The sequence below is a fragment of the Pseudomonas sp. BF-B-15 genome (assembly GCF_019946675.1).
In the GTDB taxonomy this organism is placed as follows: Bacteria; Pseudomonadota; Gammaproteobacteria; order Pseudomonadales; family Pseudomonadaceae; genus Aquipseudomonas; species Aquipseudomonas migulae.
This window is the reverse complement of record NZ_JAGYFZ010000016.1, coordinates 1-18858: the sequence shown is the minus strand read 5'-3', so window position 1 is coordinate 18858 and position 18858 is coordinate 1. Positions and strand designations below refer to the sequence as shown.

At 61.0% G+C, this 18858-nt stretch carries 14 protein-coding genes; 10 read left to right on the top strand and 4 right to left on the bottom strand.

Going from position 1 to position 18858, the window contains the following annotated elements:
* The first annotated feature begins 43 nt into the window (after positions 1 to 43).
* Complete coding sequence (locus tag KGA97_RS07625) at positions 44 to 1456, top strand: aspartate aminotransferase family protein (RefSeq protein ID WP_223480519.1); 1413 nt, start codon at positions 44 to 46, stop codon at positions 1454 to 1456.
* Between the two features lie 82 nt (positions 1457 to 1538).
* Entirely contained in the window at positions 1539 to 1766 is a 228-nt protein-coding gene (locus KGA97_RS07620) for an MbtH family protein (protein ID WP_008033724.1), read from the top strand.
* A gap of 1213 nt (positions 1767 to 2979) precedes the next feature.
* Here KGA97_RS07620 and KGA97_RS07615 read toward each other — a convergent pair.
* From KGA97_RS07615 to KGA97_RS07600, 4 genes are all read right to left on the bottom strand, one after another.
* Positions 2980 to 3366 carry a putative zinc-binding protein gene (locus tag KGA97_RS07615; protein ID WP_207286272.1) on the bottom strand — a complete coding sequence of 129 codons (387 nt, stop codon included), beginning with the start codon at positions 3364 to 3366 and terminating at the stop codon, positions 2980 to 2982.
* A gap of 74 nt (positions 3367 to 3440) precedes the next feature.
* Positions 3441 to 4115, bottom strand: coding sequence for a Crp/Fnr family transcriptional regulator (locus tag KGA97_RS07610; protein ID WP_008030978.1), 675 nt, complete (start codon positions 4113 to 4115; stop codon positions 3441 to 3443).
* 86 nt (positions 4116 to 4201) lie between these two features.
* Positions 4202 to 4849 (bottom strand): two-component system response regulator NarL, encoded by a 648-nt coding sequence (narL, locus tag KGA97_RS07605; RefSeq protein WP_008030980.1) that lies wholly within the window; start codon positions 4847 to 4849, stop codon positions 4202 to 4204.
* A complete protein-coding gene (locus KGA97_RS07600; protein WP_223480518.1) occupies positions 4846 to 6648 on the bottom strand; it encodes a HAMP domain-containing protein in 1803 nt (600 codons plus the stop codon). The genes narL and KGA97_RS07600 overlap by 4 nt, the downstream gene beginning before the upstream one ends.
* A 406-nt stretch (positions 6649 to 7054) precedes the next feature.
* On the opposite strand from KGA97_RS07600, the gene KGA97_RS07595 reads away from it, so the two are divergent.
* The 8 genes from KGA97_RS07595 to moaA all read left to right on the top strand — a co-directional run bounded on the left by KGA97_RS07595 (position 7055) and on the right by moaA (position 18527).
* Positions 7055 to 8359 (top strand): MFS transporter, encoded by a 1305-nt coding sequence (locus KGA97_RS07595; RefSeq protein ID WP_008030986.1) that lies wholly within the window; start codon positions 7055 to 7057, stop codon positions 8357 to 8359.
* Entirely contained in the window at positions 8337 to 9734 is a 1398-nt protein-coding gene (locus tag KGA97_RS07590) for a NarK family nitrate/nitrite MFS transporter (RefSeq protein WP_008043731.1), read from the top strand. The genes KGA97_RS07595 and KGA97_RS07590 overlap by 23 nt, the downstream gene beginning before the upstream one ends.
* Positions 9735 to 9803: 69 nt before the next feature.
* Positions 9804 to 13577 (top strand): nitrate reductase subunit alpha, encoded by a 3774-nt coding sequence (locus KGA97_RS07585; protein WP_223480517.1) that lies wholly within the window; start codon positions 9804 to 9806, stop codon positions 13575 to 13577.
* A gap of 1 nt (position 13578) precedes the next feature.
* Entirely contained in the window at positions 13579 to 15117 is a 1539-nt protein-coding gene (gene narH, locus KGA97_RS07580; protein WP_008030993.1) for a nitrate reductase subunit beta, read from the top strand.
* Between the two features lie 2 nt (positions 15118 to 15119).
* Positions 15120 to 15875, top strand: a complete 756-nt coding sequence (narJ, locus tag KGA97_RS07575; protein WP_223480516.1) for a nitrate reductase molybdenum cofactor assembly chaperone — start codon at positions 15120 to 15122, stop codon at positions 15873 to 15875.
* Positions 15868 to 16548, top strand: a complete 681-nt coding sequence (narI, locus tag KGA97_RS07570) for a respiratory nitrate reductase subunit gamma (RefSeq protein WP_008030998.1) — start codon at positions 15868 to 15870, stop codon at positions 16546 to 16548. The genes narJ and narI overlap by 8 nt, the downstream gene beginning before the upstream one ends.
* 10 nt (positions 16549 to 16558) lie before the next feature.
* Positions 16559 to 17509, top strand: coding sequence for a peptidylprolyl isomerase (locus KGA97_RS07565; protein WP_223480515.1), 951 nt, complete (start codon positions 16559 to 16561; stop codon positions 17507 to 17509).
* 25 nt (positions 17510 to 17534) lie between these two features.
* A complete protein-coding gene (moaA, locus tag KGA97_RS07560; protein ID WP_008031001.1) occupies positions 17535 to 18527 on the top strand; it encodes a GTP 3',8-cyclase MoaA in 993 nt (330 codons plus the stop codon).
* Positions 18528 to 18858 lie beyond the last annotated feature (331 nt).

Below are 18858 nucleotides of genomic sequence, written 5' to 3'. Positions count from 1 at the left end.
GATGCGTTTCCAGAACAGGAAAACCTTATTGAGGGGTCGAGAGATGTCAGTCGCTACCAGCCTTATGGAAGATCAGTCGGCCCGGATCGCTCCGGCGCCGGCCGAAACGCTTTATCAGTTCAACGAATCGCCATTGCTGGCGCGCCAGAGCCAGCAGGAGTCGAATGCCCGCAGCTACCCGCGACGCATTCCCCTGGCACTCAAGCGCGCAAAGGGCATTTATGTCGAAGACGTCGAAGGCCGCAGCTTCATCGACTGCCTTGCCGGTGCCGGAACGCTGGCCCTGGGGCATAACCATCCGGTGGTGATCGAAGCGATCCAGCAAGTGCTGACCGATGAACTGCCGTTGCACACCCTCGACCTGACCACCCCGGTCAAGGATCAATTCGTCCAGGACCTGTTCGGCCTGCTGCCGCCAGCCCTGGCTGCGCAAGCGAAAATCCAGTTCTGCGGCCCGACCGGCACCGATGCCGTGGAAGCCGCGCTGAAACTGGTGCGCACCGCCACCGGCCGCAGCACCGTGCTGTCGTTCCAGGGCGGTTATCACGGCATGAGCCAGGGCGCGCTGAGCCTGATGGGCAGCCTGGGGCCGAAAAAACCGTTGGGCGCATTGCTCAGCAGTGGCGTGCAGTTCATGCCGTATCCCTACGATTACCGTTGCCCGTTCGGCCTCGGCGGCGCGCAAGGCGTGCAGGTCAACCTGAACTACCTGGAAAACCTGCTGAACGATCCCGAGGCGGGTGTGCAATTGCCGGCCGCTGTGATTGTCGAGGCTGTTCAGGGCGAGGGCGGGGTGATCCCGGCTGATCTCGATTGGTTGCGCGGTCTGCGTCGCATCACCGAAAAGGCGGGTGTGGCGTTGATCGTCGATGAAATCCAGAGCGGTTTCGCCCGCACCGGCAAGATGTTTGCCTTCGAGCACGCCGGGATCATTCCGGACGTGGTGGTGATGTCCAAGGCCATCGGCGGCAGCTTGCCGCTGGCGGTGGTGGTGTATCGCGACTGGCTCGACACCTGGTTGCCGGGCGCGCATGCCGGGACCTTCCGTGGTAACCAAATGGCCATGGCGGCGGGCTCTGCGGTGATGCGTTATCTGGCTGAACACAAGGTTTGCGAACACGCTGCGGCCATGGGCGAGCGCTTGAGCGAACACTTGCGCATTCTTCAGCGGGACTTCCCGCAACTAGGCGATATTCGCGGTCGTGGCTTGATGCTTGGCGTCGAGCTGGTTGACCCGACCGGCGTGCCGGATGTGCAGGGACATCCACCGATCTTCGCGCGGCTGGCGCCGCTGGTGCAGCGTGAATGCCTCAAGCGTGGGTTGATTCTTGAGCTGGGCGGTCGGCATGGCGGCGTGGTGCGCTTCCTGCCGCCGCTGGTGATTAGCGCTGCGGAAATCGATCGGGTGGCGGAGATTTTTGGTCGGGCGATGGCTGCGGCCACTGCCAGCCTCTAAATTTTCCGGGCCCCGCAACGTTCTTTCTACATAACGGCTGCGCACGCAGTGCAGCCCACCCTTACAGCGATGGAGAGACACCATGACGTCAGTATTCGACCGCGAGGACATCCTCTTTCAGGTCGTGGTCAACCACGAAGAGCAGTACTCGATCTGGCCCGACTACAAGGCCGTGCCGGAGGGCTGGCGCACCGTGGGCAAGAGTGGCTTGAAAAAGGAATGCCTGGCTTACATCGAAGAAACCTGGACCGATATGCGTCCGCTGAGTTTGCGCAAGAAGATGGAAGAGCAGGCGGCTGTGGCTCACTGAAGTCTTCGTGCAAAGAGAAGCCCGCTGGACCGAGAAGGTCAGCGGGCTTTTTTGCGTCTGCATGTTGTGGCGTCGAGCGCGGAACCTGTAGGAGCCAGCTTGCTGGCGATGGCGGCCTAGTAGCCGACCTGTATTTTTGGTTCGAGTACATATCCGTTGCTGCGGTAACGGCCGCTAATGGTTTCGCCCTTACGGCGAGTCCCTTTTTCAAACGCCAAAAAGGAACCAAAAGGCTTTGCCCCTGACGTACGGCCCTTCGCCTAGGCTCAGGGTACCCTCGCTCCGGTCCTGCTCCGTGGGCCCGCCGCCATCGGCCATCCCTGGCCGGGGGCGGCTACCGCGGCATCCTTGCCGCGGTGCCCACTGCGCAGAACCTCCACTCGGCCTCCCGACGGGGCAGATCAAAATCAAAAGCCAAAGCAAAGCAAAAACCAAGGCAAAGCAAAAACCAAGGCAAAGCAAAAACCAAGGCAAAGCAAAAACGAGGCGGCCTGCCAGCCGACCTGTCTCTATGATCGTACGCATTCCCCTGTAGGAGCCGGCTTGCTGGCGATGGCGGTGGGTCAGTCAACTTATTTCTCGACTGACCCACCGCCATCGCCAGCAAGCCGGCTCCTACAGTTGATCGGTGTCATGCCCGCGTATCGGATTCGTATGACGATGCTGCTGGGGCTTTGTGGTTGATCTGAGATGTCAGGCGTACACATTCCCTGTAGGAGCCAGCTTGCTGGCGATGGACGTCAACGATAACGCGGGGTGTCTGAATAAACGCGTTGTTCGGACGTTTTTCGCCGGCAAGCCGGCTCCTACAGGGAATCCCATACGCTTTTGATTTTCACCACTCATCAGGCCGAGCGTTAGCTCGCCTTCAGCTTTTGATCTGAGCGCCCCCTCGAGAGGCCGAGTGGAGGTTCTGCGCAGTGGGCAACCCGGCATGGATGCCGGGTTAGCCGCCCCCGGCCATGGATGGCCGATGGCGGCGGGCCCACGGAGCAGGACCGGAGCGAGGGTATGCCGAGCCTAGGCGAGGCACCGAACGAAAGGGGCAAGAGCCTTTTGGTTACTTTGGGGCTTTTCCAAAGTGACTCGCCGTAAGGGCGAAACCAATAGCCACCGTTACCGCAGCAATGGATATGTACCCCATCAAAAAACTCGTCAGCCGAAACACAGCCATCGCCAGCAAGCCGCCCCCTACAGGGAATGTTCGCTACCCTCAAACCCGGCTTTCATGCTGCCGGGTATCACTGACAATCAACCCCCTGATCCCCTCAAACAACTCATCACTCTGCGCCTCGGTGCAATCCTCGCCATAACGCTTACGCACCCCGTAATGACTCAGAATCAAATGCACATCCGCATGCAATCCATGCTGCTTCAGACAGTTCTCGACACATTGCAGCGGGCAACCATCCAGCGCAAAAATCCGCCGCCCCGACCGCGCCTTGTTGACCAGCGCGGCCACATGCCCGCCGACACCGGCGATGCAGGACATTTCAGCAACGCCACTGCGATCCAGGCGCACAGCCAATGTGTTGGCCAGTTGCGCAACATTGGAACAGCCGGAACAGGCATAGACCAGAGGCAAAGTCGAAGGGGGCATTGACGCTCTCCGTTGATGGGGTGTTCGAGTGTGCAAGGCACAGGGCATTGCGCATTGATGGCAGTCAATTCCGGTTACTGGAACGCCGCCAGGTCCTCTTCCGCGAGGATGCTGATGTGGCGTCGCTCCATGGCGATCAGGCCGCTGTCCACCAGGCGATGCAAAATCCGCGAAAAGGTTTCCGGCTGAATCCCCAGCTTCGACGCCACCAGGCGTTTGGACATCTGCAAGACAATCTGGCCGGTGACCGGGTTGCGTTCCTGAAACAGGAAATTGATCACCCGACGGCTCGCGCTCGCCATGGTCAAGGTGTCGATGTCCCGCAGCCGCAAGTGCAGGTGAACACTCATACTCGCCAGAATCGCCAGGCAGACTTTCGGCTGGTCCTCCAGCGCATTGCGATAGTGGGTGCCCTCGATGCTGACCAGCACGCTGTCCTTCAACGCGGTGGCGCTCACCGGGTAGAGACGGGCCTGGCTGAACAGCAGCGCTTCGGCAAAGGTTTGCCCGGGCTGGATGATCTCCACCAGGTTTTCCTGGCCTTCGCCAGTGAGCCGGTACAACTTGACCTGGCCGCTGACCAGCAGAAAAAATCGTTTGGCCGGATCGCCCTGATGCATGAGCGTGCTGTGACAAGGCAGGCGCTTGAGCATGGCCAGGGCACAGACTTCCTCGAAGACTTTCTCCGGCAATTGGCTGAACAGATGATGACGGCGCAACGTTAAAACGATGGAAGGGTGGGTCAGCATGGCGTACCTCCGCTGACGGTCATAGTAGAGAGCGCAGGCCGGTTGACCTATGCCTCTGCAGGCCTACCTCCAAGGAGGCATGGCCGTCAGCCCGCACTGCGCAGATGCTCCATGGCCCACACCGCCGCCTCGACCCGCGAGCGCAAACCGAGTTTGTGCAGCAGGTTCTTGACGTGAACCTTGACCGTCCCTTCGGTGATGCCCAGCTTGTGCCCGATGACCTTGTTGCTGAAGCCGCTGGCGATGGTTTTCAACACCTGGCGTTCGCGCTCGGTCAGTTCGACCACCGCCTGGCGTGGCGGCGAGCGCAATGCCTGGGCCATGACCTGGGTCAGGCCGGGGCTGATGACCAATGCACCGTCCAACGCTTCGCGGATGTACTGGATCAACAGTTCGGGCTCCATGTCCTTGAGCAGATAACCGTCGGCATCCAGGCGCAACGCGTCGCGAATATCGTCCTCGGCGTCCGACACGGTGAACAGCAACACCTTGCCGGTGTAGTGCATCGCGCGCAGTCGACGCAGGGTTTCAATGCCGTTCATTTGCGGCATGTTGTTGTCGAGCAACACCAGGTCCGGTTGCAGCGGTTCGATCAGGCTGAGCGCTTCCTCGCCATGGTTGGCTTCGCCGACGATCAGGAAGTCATCTTCGAGTTCGAGCATTTGGCGGATGCCGCGACGCATCATGGGATGGTCGTCTACCAGCAGGATTCTATGGTGTGGGGACGGGTTCATGTGACGCTACCTTCTGTGTGCTGTCCGAGAAATTCCGGGTGGAATTCCAGCTGGACGAGGGTGCCTTGAGGCTCCCTGGAAAATATGTGCAAGTGGCCGCGCAAGCTCCGCGCCCGCTCATCCATGATGTTCAGGCCGTGATGTTCGCGCTGGTCGACGTCGCCGCTGAAGCCGCGCCCGTCATCCTCGACCGACAGCCTCACGGTTTCGCCGTCCTGACGCAGTTCCAGCCAGGCGTTTTGCGCGTGAGCGTGGCGCAGGCAATTGGAGAGCGCCTCGCGGGTGATCTGCAAAATGTGGATCTGCTCGCTGGCCGAGAGCTGAAAGGCCAGCGCATCGACGTGCAGGTGCACCTGGAATTCGCCACGACGGGAGAATTCTGCGGCAGTGTCCTTGAGCTCCTGCACCAGCCCGGCATCGTGAATCTGCAGGCGGAAAGTGGTCAGCAGTTCGCGCAATTGGCGGTAGGCATTGTTCAGTCCTTCGCGCAGTTCGGCGGTGACGTTTTCCAGGGTCTGCACCGGTTCGCCCCGGCGCATCAGGGTCTGCATGCGGCTGACTTGCAGCTTCATGTAGGACAGGGCCTGGGCCAGTGAGTCGTGCAGTTCGCGGGCGATGATCGTGCGCTCTTCCAGCAACAGCAGCCGATGATCCTGTTCCCGTTGGCGTTTGAGTGAGAGCGAAGTGCCGATCAGGTTGGCCAGGGCCTGGATCAGTTGGGTTTCCCAGGCTTGCGTGGGGTGGCCGTCGACAAAGTAGGCCTTGAGTTCACCCAGTTCGCTGCCCTGGTTGCTGATGCTGAAGGATTGCGGTCTCGCGTCGTGGTGTTTCTGGCACGTGGCGCAATCGCTGCTGGCGCAGACGTCGCGGATGTTGGCGCCATGCAGGGCGATCAGTTGCTGGGCAGGCGCCTGCGCCTGGCCTTGCAAGCACAGCGACAGGCGCAGGCCCGGCAGGCGTTGCTGGAAGCGCCGGATCAACTCGTCCAGCCCTTCGGCATTGGCCAGGCGCGTGGCCAGGCTGCGGCTGCTTTGATACAGCAGCTCCAGCGCAGCGTTGGCCTGTTGCAGGTTCAGGGTTTTTTGCCGGACCTGACTTTCCAGCGTGCGGTGCGACTCTTCTATCGTTTCGGCCATGGCGTTGAAGCTTGTGGCCAACTGGCCCAGTTCGTCCTGGGACTGATGGTTGACCCGCACCTTGAAATCACCGCGTCGAAAGCGCTGGGTTGCGTCCACCAATTCCTTGAGGGGCGTGACGACGCCGTACTGCAACTCGTACAAACCTATCAGCAGGACAATCATGGTGGTGAACAGCGCCATGCCCTGGATCACTTGTTGCCAGCCCTGCTTTTGCTCGCTCTGGCGCTGGAGCAGGCTGACGAACTGGTTCAGTTGCTCAACGAACGGCCGCGCCTGGGCTTGAAATGCCACGGCATCGCCGCGTTCCAGCGCCGGGCGCAACGCTTCGTTCCATTGTTGCTGGAGTTGCCTATAGCTGGTTTGCAACGCGGTGGTCGGGCCATCTTCCAGCACGGCCTTGAGTGACTGGCTGTTGAGGCGACGTTGCAGGCTGTCGGTGATGCCGATGATTTCTTCATCGGTGGCACCGGCGGCGAGTTTCCAGCTCAGGTGGTAGGTTTCCATGCGCACCGAACCCGCGGTGTTGATGGCGGCGGCATCACCCTGGCTGAACCAGGCGATCAACCCGGCGCTCAACGAGCTGGCGAGCGCGAGCACGGCGATCAGGATCACCGCGAGCCCGGCGCGGGCGGGCAGGGAGCTGCGCAACCAGCGAATCATCGGCGCAGGTCCCGGGGGTAAAGCAGAAAGCAGAGCATGTACAGCTCCAGAGTGAGGTTGTTTGTTATGGCCTCTTCGCGGGCAAGCCTCGCTCCTACAGGATTGGGTCCGGCTGCCGAAAATGGGAACGACTTCAATCCTGTAGGAGCGAGGCTTGCCCGCGAAGGCGATCCAGAGGTGCGCTACCTCTAAAGAGTTGTCGACGGCTCCCTGTCGACAGAACACTGGGTGGAAAAAGTTAAAACGCTGATAAACAAGGGGTTTTAAGCATTCTCCGGTCTACCTCCTTGGAGGTAGGCAGTGCAAGCATAGGCTTGGGCCCGCTTGGGCTTCGTTGACGTGGATCAAGTTTTTACGGGGTTGCTCTCTCTAGTCTGCCGCCATGGCTAACTGACTGGAGAGCATTGTGACCCAACCCCGTGTACGACAAGGCTTGGTGCTGGGCATGAGCACGCTGGCCTTCACTGTATGTTTCATGGTCTGGATGATGTTTGCCGTGCTCGGTGTGCCGATCAAGGAACTGCTCCAGCTCAACGAAACCCAGTTCGGCCTGCTGGCCGCGACCCCGGTCTTGACCGGCTCGCTGGTGCGTTTGCCGCTGGGGTTGCTGACCGACCGCTTTGGCGGGCGCAGCGTGTTCTTTCTGCTGATGCTGTCCTGCGTCGCACCGCTGTACCTGATCAGCCACGCCACCGCCTATTGGCAGTTTTTGCTGCTGGGCCTGTTCGTCGGTTTGGCCGGCGGCTCGTTCTCGGTCGGGATTGCCTACGTCGCCAAGTGGTTCGACAAAGAGAACCAGGGCTTCGCCATGGGCATCTTCGGCGCCGGTAACGCCGGGGCTGCGGTCACCAAGTTTCTCGCCCCGGCCCTGATCGCCGCCGGCAGTTGGCAGCTGGTGCCGAAAGTCTTCAGCGCCATCCTCTTTATCACTGCGCTGTCGTTCTGGTTCCTCAGTGCCGAAAACAAGGACCACCGCAGTGCCTCGGGCGCCACGCTGCGTGAGCAACTGCGTTCGCTGAAAGATCCTGCGGTGTGGCGCTACTGCCAGTACTACTCGATCGTCTTCGGCGGTTATGTGGCCCTCGCGCTGTGGATGACCAAGTACTACGTGCAGGAATACGGTTTCAGCCTGCAAAGCGCGGCGCTGCTGGCGGCGTGTTTTTCCCTGCCCGGTGGCGTGCTGCGTGCCGTCGGTGGCTGGATGTCGGATCGCTGGGGCGCGCAAAGCGTGACCTGGTGGGTGTTGTGGGTCAGCTGGATCTGCCTGTTCCTGCTCTCGTACCCACAGACCCAACTGCAAGTGCAGACCATCAACGGCACCGTGGATTTCCACATCGGCCTCAATCCCGCGCTGTTCACCGTGCTGCTGTTCGTCATGGGCATTGCCTTCGCGTTCGGCAAGGCCTCGGTCTTCAAATACATCGCCAATGACTACCCGAAAAACATGGGCGCGGTGTCCGGCATCGTCGGTCTGGCCGGTGGCCTGGGCGGTTTCGTGTTGCCGATCATGTTTGGCGCCCTGGTGGACCTCACCGGCGTGCGCTCGTCCTGCTTCATGTTGATGTACGGCGTGGTCTGGGTCTCCCTCACCTGGATGTACTTCAGCGAAATGCGCAAAAGCCCGGTGCTTGGTAAAGCGCCGACGCTGACCCCGTCCCCGATTTCCAGCATTGCCCAAGGAGAACAACATGTCCGTTCTGCAAAAGCCTGAAAAAGGGCCGGTCATTCATGACTGGCGCCCCGAGGACCCTGCGTTCTGGGGAAGCAGCGGCAAACAGACCGCCACGCGCAACCTGTGGATCTCCATTCCCGCGCTGCTGTTGGCCTTCGCGGTGTGGATGGTCTGGAGCACGGTGATCGTGCGCCTGAACGCCATCGGCTTCACCTTCACCACCGACCAGTTGTTCTGGCTGGCGGCGTTGCCGGGGCTGTCCGGCGCGACCTTGCGCGTCTTCTATTCCTTTATGGTGCCGATCTTCGGTGGCCGGCGCTGGACCGCCCTGAGCACCGCATCGTTGCTGGTGCCATCGATCTGGATGGGCTTCGCGGTGCAGGACCCGGGCACCCCGTACAGCGTGTTCGTATGGATTGCCTTGCTCTGCGGTTTTGGCGGCGGCAACTTCGCCTCGAGCATGTCCAACATCAGCTTCTTCTACCCGAAGTCCCAGCAAGGCACGGCCCTGGGCCTCAACGCCGGGTTGGGTAACCTGGGCGTCTCGGTGATGCAGTTCTGCGTGCCGCTGGTGATCACCTTCGGCGTGTTCGGGGTCATGGGTGGCAATCCGCAAACCCTGCCGGACGGTGGCCAATTGTGGCTGCAGAACGCCGGGTTCATCTGGGTGCCGTTCATTGTCCTGGTGACGGTGCTGGCCTGGTTCGGCATGAACGATTTGTCCAGTGCGCGGGCCTCGTTCAGCGAGCAAGCGGTGATCTTCAAACGCAAGCACAACTGGCTGATGTGCTGGTTGTACCTGGCGACCTTCGGTTCGTTCATCGGTTTTTCCGCTGCGTTTCCATTGCTGATCAAAACCTCGTTCCCTGATGTGATCGCACTGAAATTCGCCTTCCTCGGCCCGTTGGTGGGTGCGCTCGTGCGTCCATTGGGCGGCTGGCTGGCGGACAAGCTCGGCGGCGCAAAAGTGACCTTGTGGAACTTCGTCGCGATGATCGTGATGGTCTTCGGTGTCATGCACTTCCTGCCGCAGAACGGTACGGGCGGCAACTTCTACGGCTTCCTCGGCATGTTCATGCTGCTGTTCATCACCACCGGCGTGGGCAACGGCTCCACCTTCCGCATGATCCCGGTGATCTTCCGCACCCAGCATGAAAAAGCCGCTGCCGGAAAATCCCCGGCCGTACGCGAACAAGCACTCAAGAATGCCGGCAAAGAGTCCGCCGCCGTCCTGGGCTTCAGTTCGGCCATGGGCGCCTTCGGTGCGTTCTTCATTCCCAAATCCTTCGGCACTTCGATGGCCCAGACCGGCGGACCGGAGATGGCCTTCTACATGTTCGTCGGTTTTTACCTGAGCTGCATCGTCGTGACCTGGTGGTGGTACGCGCGCAAAGGCGCCGCGACACCCTGCTGAGACGACCCGAATCCAACCATTGCGTGGGCGGGGCACAGAACCCCGCAGCAAGCCTGAGAGGACTACACCGTGAGTCATTTACTGGATCAATTGCGGTTTTTCAATCGCAAGCAAAACGAGTTTTCCGAGGGTCATGGAGAGACCCGCAAAGAGTCGCGCGACTGGGAGAACGTCTACCGTTCGCGCTGGCAGTACGACAAGATCGTGCGTTCCACCCATGGGGTGAACTGCACCGGGTCTTGCTCGTGGAAGATCTACGTGAAGAACGGCCTGATCACCTGGGAAACCCAGCAGACCGACTACCCGCGTACCCGCAACGACCTGCCCAACCATGAGCCGCGTGGCTGCCCGCGCGGCGCCAGTTACAGCTGGTATATCTACAGCGCCAACCGGCTCAAGTACCCGAAAATCCGCAAGCCGTTGCTCAAGCTCTGGCGCGATGCGCGCCAGACCATGGCGCCGGTCGAAGCCTGGGCCAGCATTGTCGAGGACAAGGCCAAGGCCGACTCCTATAAAAGCAAGCGCGGCATGGGCGGCTTCATTCGTTCCAGCTGGGACGAAGTCAACGAGATCATCGCGGCGTCCAACGTCTACACCATCAAACAGTACGGCCCCGACCGGATCGTCGGGTTCTCGCCGATCCCGGCCATGTCGATGGTCAGCTACGCCGCAGGCTCGCGTTACCTGTCGCTGATCGGCGGCGCCTGCCTGAGCTTCTACGACTGGTACTGCGACTTGCCACCGGCCTCGCCAATGGTTTGGGGTGAGCAGACCGACGTGCCGGAATCGGCCGACTGGTACAACTCCAACTACATCATTGCCTGGGGTTCCAACGTTCCGCAGACCCGTACCCCCGACGCGCACTTCTTCACCGAAGTCCGTTACAAGGGCACCAAGACCGTGGCGATCACTCCGGACTATTCGGAAGTCGCCAAGCTCACCGACCTGTGGCTGAACCCCAAGCAGGGCACCGACGCGGCGCTGGCGCAGGCCTTCAACCATGTGATCTTCAAAGAATTCCACCTGGACAAACCGAGCGCCTATTTCACTGACTACGCCAAGCGCTTCACCGATCTGCCGGTGCTGGTGCTGCTCAAGCAAATGGCCGACAAGGCGCCGGGCGCCGGTTACCAGCCGGACCGTTTCCTGCGCGCCAGCGACTTGACCGACAACCTCGGCCAGGAAAACAACCCGGAATGGAAAACCATCGCCCTGGATACCAGCGGCGAACTGGTGTCCCCTCAGGGCTCCATCGGTTATCGCTGGGGCGAGAAGGGCAAGTGGAACATCCTCCCGCGTGAGGGTGGCGAAGGTCGCGAGATCGATCTGAAACTGAGCCTGATTGGCGATGACGTGGCCGAAGTGGCGTTCCCGTATTTTGCCGGCGAGTCCCACGAGCACTTCCAGCACGTGGCCGGCGATGCCGTGCAATACCGTCGTGTGCCGGTGCACAGCATCGTTCTGGCTGACGGCAGCGTGGCCAAAGTCGCCACCGTGTTCGACCTGTCGGCCGCTAACCTGGCGATCGACCGTGGCCTGGGTGGCGAAAACGTCGCCAAGGATTACAACGACGCCTCGGTGCCCGGCACCCCGGCCTGGCAGGAGCAGATCACCGGCGTCAGCCGCGAGAAAGCGATTCAGATTGCCCGTGAGTTCGCCGATAACGCCGACAAGACCAAGGGCCGCTCGATGATCATCGTCGGCGCGGCGATGAATCACTGGTACCACATGGACATGAACTACCGCGGGCTGATCAACATGCTCATGCTCTGCGGGTGTGTCGGTCAGACCGGTGGCGGTTGGGCGCACTACGTCGGCCAGGAAAAACTCCGTCCGCAATGCGGCTGGCTGCCCCTGGCGTTCGGCCTGGACTGGAACCGTCCGCCACGGCAAATGAACGGCACCAGCTTCTTCTACGCCCACAGCTCGCAGTGGCGCCACGAGAAGATGAGCATGCACGACGTGCTCTCGCCATTGGCCGACAAGTCGCAATTCCCCGAGCATGCGCTGGACTACAACATCCGCGCCGAACGCGCGGGCTGGTTGCCTAGCGCACCGCAACTCAACACCAACCCGCTGCACATTTGCCGTGATGCCGCTGCTGCCGGCATGGAGCCGAAAGACTACGTGGTCAAGTCGCTGCAGGACGGTTCGCTGCGCTTCTCTTGCGAGCAACCGGACAGCCCGGTGAACTTCCCGCGCAACATGTTCATCTGGCGCTCCAACCTGCTGGGCTCCTCGGGCAAGGGCCACGAGTACATGCTCAAGTACCTGCTCGGCACCAAGAACGGGGTGATGAACGAAGACATCGGCCAGGTCGGCGACTGCAAACCGGAAGAAGCCGAATGGGTGGACGAGGGCGCCATCGGCAAGCTCGATCTGGTGACTACGCTGGACTTCCGCATGTCTTCGACCTGTGTCTATTCCGACATCGTCTTGCCGACCGCGACCTGGTACGAAAAAGACGACATGAACACCTCGGACATGCACCCGTTCATTCACCCGTTGTCGGCCGCGATCGACCCGGCGTGGGAATCGCGTTCCGACTGGGAAATCTACAAAGGCATCGCCAAGGCGTTTTCCAGCATGGCCGAAGGGCACCTGGGCGTCGAAAAGGATCTGGTGACCATTCCGCTGATGCACGACAGCGTCGGCGAACTGGCCCAGCCATTTGGCGGCACCGACTGGAAAAGCGAAGGCGTGGCACCGGTGCCGGGTAAAAACGCACCGAACCTGCACGTGGTCGAGCGCGACTACCCGAACATCTACAAGCAGTTCTCGTCCCTCGGGCCATTGCTGGAGAAACACGGCAACGGCGGCAAGGGCATCAACTGGAACACCGAGGCCGAAGTGAAGTTCCTCGGTGAGCTCAACCACCACGAACGGGACGCCGGTATCAGCCACGGCCGTCCGAAAATCGACTCGGCCATCGATGCAGCGGAAGTGATCCTGTCGCTGGCACCGGAAACCAACGGTCACGTAGCGGTCAAGGCCTGGGCCGCGCTGTCGGAATTCACCGGTATCGACCACAGCCATCTGGCGGTGGGCAAGGAGCATGAGGCGATTCGCTTCCGCGACATCCAGGCGCAGCCACGCAAGATCATTTCCAGCCCGACCTGGTCGGGGCTCGAAGACGATCACGTCAGCTACAACGCCGGTTACACCAACGTTCATGAAGCCATTCCATGGCGCACCATCACCGGTCGCCAGCAGTTCTACCAGGATCACCCGTGGATGCAGGCGTTCGGCGAGCAACTGATGAGTTACCGGCCGCCGGTCAACACCCGGACCATCGCCGGGGTGAAAGGCAAGCGCAGCAACGGCCACAAGGAAATCGTCCTGAACTGGATCACGCCGCACCAGAAGTGGGGCATCCACAGCACCTACAGCGACAACCTGTTGATGCTGACCTTAAGCCGTGGCGGCCCGATTGTCTGGCTGTCGGAGAACGACGCGAAAAGCGCCGGCATCGAGGACAACGACTGGATCGAGTGCTTCAACGCCAACGGTGCGCTGACCGCCCGTGCGGTGGTCAGTCAGCGGGTCAAGGACGGCATGGTGATGATGTACCACGCCCAGGAACGGATCGTGAACGTGCCCGGATCGGAAACCACCAAGACCCGTGGCGGCCACCACAACTCGGTGACCCGCGTCGTGCTCAAACCGACCCACATGATCGGTGGCTATGCCCAGCAGGCCTACGGTTTCAACTATTACGGCACGGTCGGTTGCAACCGCGACGAGTTCGTCGTGGTGCGCAAAATGTCCAAAGTCGACTGGCTCGATGGTTCGTCCGGTGATGACCTGCCGCGTCCTCTGCCGACCGATATCGAGGAGAACTGAGATGAAGATTCGCTCACAAATCGGCATGGTGCTGAACCTGGACAAGTGCATCGGTTGCCACACTTGCTCGATCACCTGCAAAAACGTCTGGACCAGCCGTGAAGGCATGGAATACGCCTGGTTCAACAACGTCGAAAGCAAACCCGGGATCGGCTACCCGAAAGAATGGGAAAACCAGGACAAGTGGAAGGGCGGCTGGATCCGCAATGCCAACGGCTCGATCAACCCACGCATCGGCGGCAAGTTCCGCGTGTTGGCCAACATCTTTGCCAACCCGGACCTGCCGAGCCTCGACGACTACTACGAGCCGTTCGACTTCGATTACCAGCACCTGCACACCGCACCGCTGGGCGAGCATCAGCCTACGGCGCGCCCACGCTCGCTGGTCTCCGGCAAGCGCATGGAGAAAATCGAGTGGGGCCCGAACTGGGAAGAAATCCTTGGCACTGAATTCGCCAAGCGTCGCAAGGACAAGAACTTCGACAAGATCCAGGCGGACATTTACGGCGAGTACGAAAACACCTTCATGATGTATTTGCCGCGCCTGTGCGAGCACTGCCTCAACCCGGCGTGTGCGGCATCGTGCCCGAGCGGGGCGATCTACAAGCGTGAAGAAGACGGCATCGTCCTGATCGACCAGGAAAAATGCCGTGGCTGGCGCATGTGCATCAGCGGCTGCCCGTACAAGAAAATCTACTTCAACTGGAAAAGCGGCAAGTCCGAGAAGTGCATTTTCTGCTACCCGCGTATCGAAGCCGGGATGCCGACCGTGTGCGCCGAAACGTGCGTCGGTCGTATCCGTTACCTCGGCGTGTTGCTGTACGACGCCGACCGCATCAGCGAAGTGGCGAGCACCGCCAATGAGCAGGATCTGTACGAGAAACAACTGGAGATCTTCCTCGACCCGAATGACCCGGCGGTGATCCGTCAGGCCCTGGCAGACGGTGTGCCGCAGTCGGTGATCGATTCCGCCCAGCGTTCGCCGGTCTACAAAATGGCCGTGGACTGGAAGCTCGCGCTGCCACTGCACCCGGAATACCGCACCTTGCCGATGGTCTGGTACGTACCGCCACTGTCGCCGATTCAAAACGCCGCAACTGCTGGCACCGTCGGCATGAACGGGGTGATTCCGGACGTCGACAGCCTGCGTATTCCACTGAAGTACCTGGCCAACCTGCTGACTGCCGGCGATGAAAAACCGGTCAAGCGTGCGTTGAAACGCTTGCTGGCGATGCGTGCCTACAAGCGTTCCGAGCAAGTCGATGGCGTGCAAGACCTGCAAGTGCTGGCGGACGTCGGTTTGAGCGTGGACCAGGTCGAGGAAATGTACCGCTACCTGGCCATCGCCAACTATGAGGACCGCTTTGTGGTACCGACCGCCCACCGCGAAGACGCCATGAGCGACGCCTTTGCCGAACGCTCCGGTTGCGGTTTCAGTTTCGGCAGCGGTTGCAGCGGCAGTTCCGACACCAACATGTTCGGCGCGAAAAAGGCCAACCGTCGCGACGTCCTGAAAACCGTGCAGTTGTGGGAGGAATGAGCATGCAAATTCTCAAAGTGATTTCGCTGCTGCTCGATTACCCGACTGAAACGCTGATCAGCAGCCGCGACGAACTGGAGCAGGCGATCATTCAATCGCGGGAAATCAGCCCGAAGCAGCGCGGTGCGTTGTTCGAGTTGCTGGAGCTGATCTGCGCCAATGACCTGATGGACGGGCAGGAGCACTACGGTGCGCTGTTCGGTCGGGGGCGCGCGCTCTCGTTGCTGTTGTTCGAGCACGTGCACGGTGAGTCCCGCGACCGTGGCCAGGCCATGGTCGACATGATGGCGCAGTACGAGGACGCCGGTTTTGCCATCGGCGTCAAAGAGCTGCCGGACTACATCCCGCTGTACCTGGAGTTTCTGTCCACTCGCGAAGACATCGAGGCCCGCGAGGGCCTGGCGGATGTCTCGCACCTGCTGGCCTTGCTCGCGGCGCGTCTGGAGGAGCGTGAAAGCGCCTACGCCAGTTGCTTCCGGGCGCTGCTGCAGATTGCCGGGGCCGAGCCGCATCAGGCCGTGGCCGACCTGCGTGAGCAGGTCGCGGCGGAAGTGCGCGACGACTCGCTCGAAGCCCTCGACAAAATCTGGGAAGAGGAGGCCGTGGACTTTCTCCAGGCCGAACAGCAGGACCGTTGCGGTTCGCTGCCAAGCGCGCCGGGCAAGGCCCGGGAAGAAAGCGCGGTGCCGTTGCACTGGGTGGATTTTCAGCATGAAGGACTGGCCTCCGCGCCAGTCCAGGAGGTAGGCAATGTCTAAATGGAACCTGTTGTTGTTCGGGATTTATCCCTATATCGCTTTGGCCATTTGCCTGATCGGCAGTTGGGCCCGCTTCGACCTGTCGCAGTACACCTGGAAGGCGGGCTCCAGCCAAATGCTCAACCAGCGCGGCATGCGCGTGGCGAGCAACTTCTTCCACATCGGTGTGTTGTTCGTGCTGGCCGGGCATTTCGTCGGCCTGCTGACGCCCGCGTCGGTTTATCACCATGTCATCAGCACTGAGAACAAGCAGTTGCTGGCGATGGTGTCCGGCGGCTTCTTCGGCCTGTTGTGCCTGATCGGCCTGCTGATGCTGGTCAACCGGCGCCTGAGCGACCCTCGGGTCCGCGCCACGTCCAGTACGTCGGACATCCTGATTCTGTTGGTGCTATTGGCGCAGTTGCTGCTCGGCTTGCTGACCATCGTTGCGTCCACCGCGCACATGGACGGTTCGGTGATGGTGATGCTCGCCGACTGGGCGCAGAACACCGTGCTGTTGCGGCCGACAGAAGCGGCGGCCTCGATCGCGCCGGTCGGGCTGACGTACAAGCTGCACGTGTTTCTCGGCCTGACCCTGTTTGTGCTGTTCCCCTTCACCCGTCTCGTACACGTGATCAGTGCACCGGTCTGGTACCTGGGACGCCGTTATCAAATCGTTCGGCAGAAATTCTGAGGAGACAATCATGTCAGGTGGATGTGGATGTGGCGGTGGTAACGGCGGCAGCGGTGGCTGCGGATCTTCCAAACAAGTAGAGGCTGTGGTGCCGGACGATGCCGCGCCGTTTGAAGAGCTCGCGGTTGAACCTGCGGCGGCCGATGACGCGCCGGCGCAGTTGATCGCCAGCAGCGAGCAGGAGTGGCCGATCATCAGCGTCAACGAGGTGGTGATCACCCCGGAAGCGATGGCCCAGGAGCTGCAATATCACCCGGCCGAAAGCCGCGAAGAGGCGGTGTATCTGGCCGCCAAGGCGCTGGTGATCCGCGAGTTGTTGCAGCAGCGCATTGCCGAACTGGGCGTGTCGCTGGAGGTCGGTGCCGGTGAGAACGAAGAGGAAGCCGCCACGCGCTTGTTGCTCGAACGCGAGGTGATCGTGCCGCAATGCGACGAGCAAACCAGCCTTCGTTACTACGAAAACAATCGCGGGCGCTTTCACAGCGCGCCGTTGCTGGCGGTGCGGCACATCCTGCTGGAATGCGCGCCGGACGATGCCGAGGCTCGCGAGCTGGCGCATGCCCAGGCAGAAATCCTGCTGCAACGGCTGGAAGACTTCCCCGGCAGCTTCGCCGAGCTGGCGGTGAAATATTCGGCCTGCCCTTCGAAGGCGCAAGGCGGTTCTCTGGGGCAGATCAGCAAAGGCCAGACCGTGCCGGAACTGGAGCGGCAGCTGTTCACGCTGGCACCGGGGCTGGCCAGCAAACCGTTGGAAAGTCGTTATGGCTGGCATGTGGTCAGTGTCGATCAGCGGATCGAAGGCATGCCGTTGCCCTATGAAGCGGTGTCGACGGCAATCCGCACGCAGTTGCAGCAGGGCGTCTGGCAAAAGGCCCTGGTGCAATACCTGCAAACCCTGATTGGCGCGGCGGATGTTCGCGGTATTCATTTGCAGGGCGCTGACTCACCGCTGGTGCAGTGAGCCTCAAGGCTAACCGGGAGATGTGATGAACGCTGTGATGCAGGATGGTTTTGGGCGGCAGATCGATTATCTGCGGATGTCGGTGACGGACCGGTGTGATTTTCGTTGTGTGTATTGCATGGCGAAAAACATGACCTTCCTGCCGCGTCAGCAGGTGCTCACGCTGGAGGAATTGCAGCGCCTGGCAACGTTGTTCGTCGGATTGGGCGTGCGCAAGATTCGCCTCACCGGCGGCGAGCCGTTGATCCGTCCCGGCATTGTCGATCTGTGTCGCAACATCGCCGCGTTGCCCGGTTTGCGCGAACTGGTGATGACCAGCAACGGCTCGCAGCTGGGCCGCCTGGCGCGGCCGTTGGTGGAGGCGGGTGTTAAACGGATGAACATCAGCCTCGACAGCCTGGACGCGCAGAAATTTCGCGCGATCACCCGCAACGGCGATCTCGATCAGGTGCTGGGCGGCATCGAAGCGGCGCGGGATGCGGGGTTTGAGCGTATCAAGCTCAACTGCGTGGTGATGAAGGGGCGCAACTTCGATGAGGTCCCGGCGTTGGTGCAATACGCCATCGACCAGCGCATCGATATCAGTTTTATCGAAGAAATGCCGCTGGGCGATGTCGGGCGATCACGGGGCGAATCGTTTTGTTCCAGTGATGATGTGCGCACGTTGATTGCTCAGCGTCATCGCTTGCTCGACAGCACGGAAAACAGCGGCGGGCCGGCGCGTTATGTGCGCCTGGAACGCCATCCCGAGACCCGGATCGGTTTCATTTCGCCCAACAGTCACAACTTCTGCGGTACTTGCAACCGGGTGCGGATGACCGTGGAAGGCAAGCTGCTGTTGTGTCTGGGGCAGGACGATGCGCTGGATTTGAGAGGGTTGTTGCGGCGTTATCCGCTGGATGACCAGCCGGTGATCAATGCGGTGCAAAAGGCTTTGCGCGGTAAACCGCTGCGCCATGATTTCACTCCGGAGGGGGATGTGCAGATTGTTCGGTTCATGAATATGAGTGGTGGTTGATTTGCCGCAAATCCAAGCGCCGAGTTTCTGATGGTGTACATATCCATTCCTGCGGTAACGGCCGCTAATGGTTTCGCTTTTACAGCGAGTCACTTGGAGAAGCGCCAAGTAACCAAGCGCTTTTGCCCCTGTCGTTCGGTGCCTCGCTAATGCTCGGCATGCCCTCGCTCCGGTCCTGCTCCGTGGGCCCGCCGCGATCGGCCATCCTTGGCCGTGCGCGGCTAACCCGGCATCCATGCCGGGTTGCCCACTGCGCAGAACCTCCACTCGGCCTCTCGAGGGGGCGACTACCGCCACAGCCGCCGAGGCGGCCTGAAAGCCGACCTGGCTC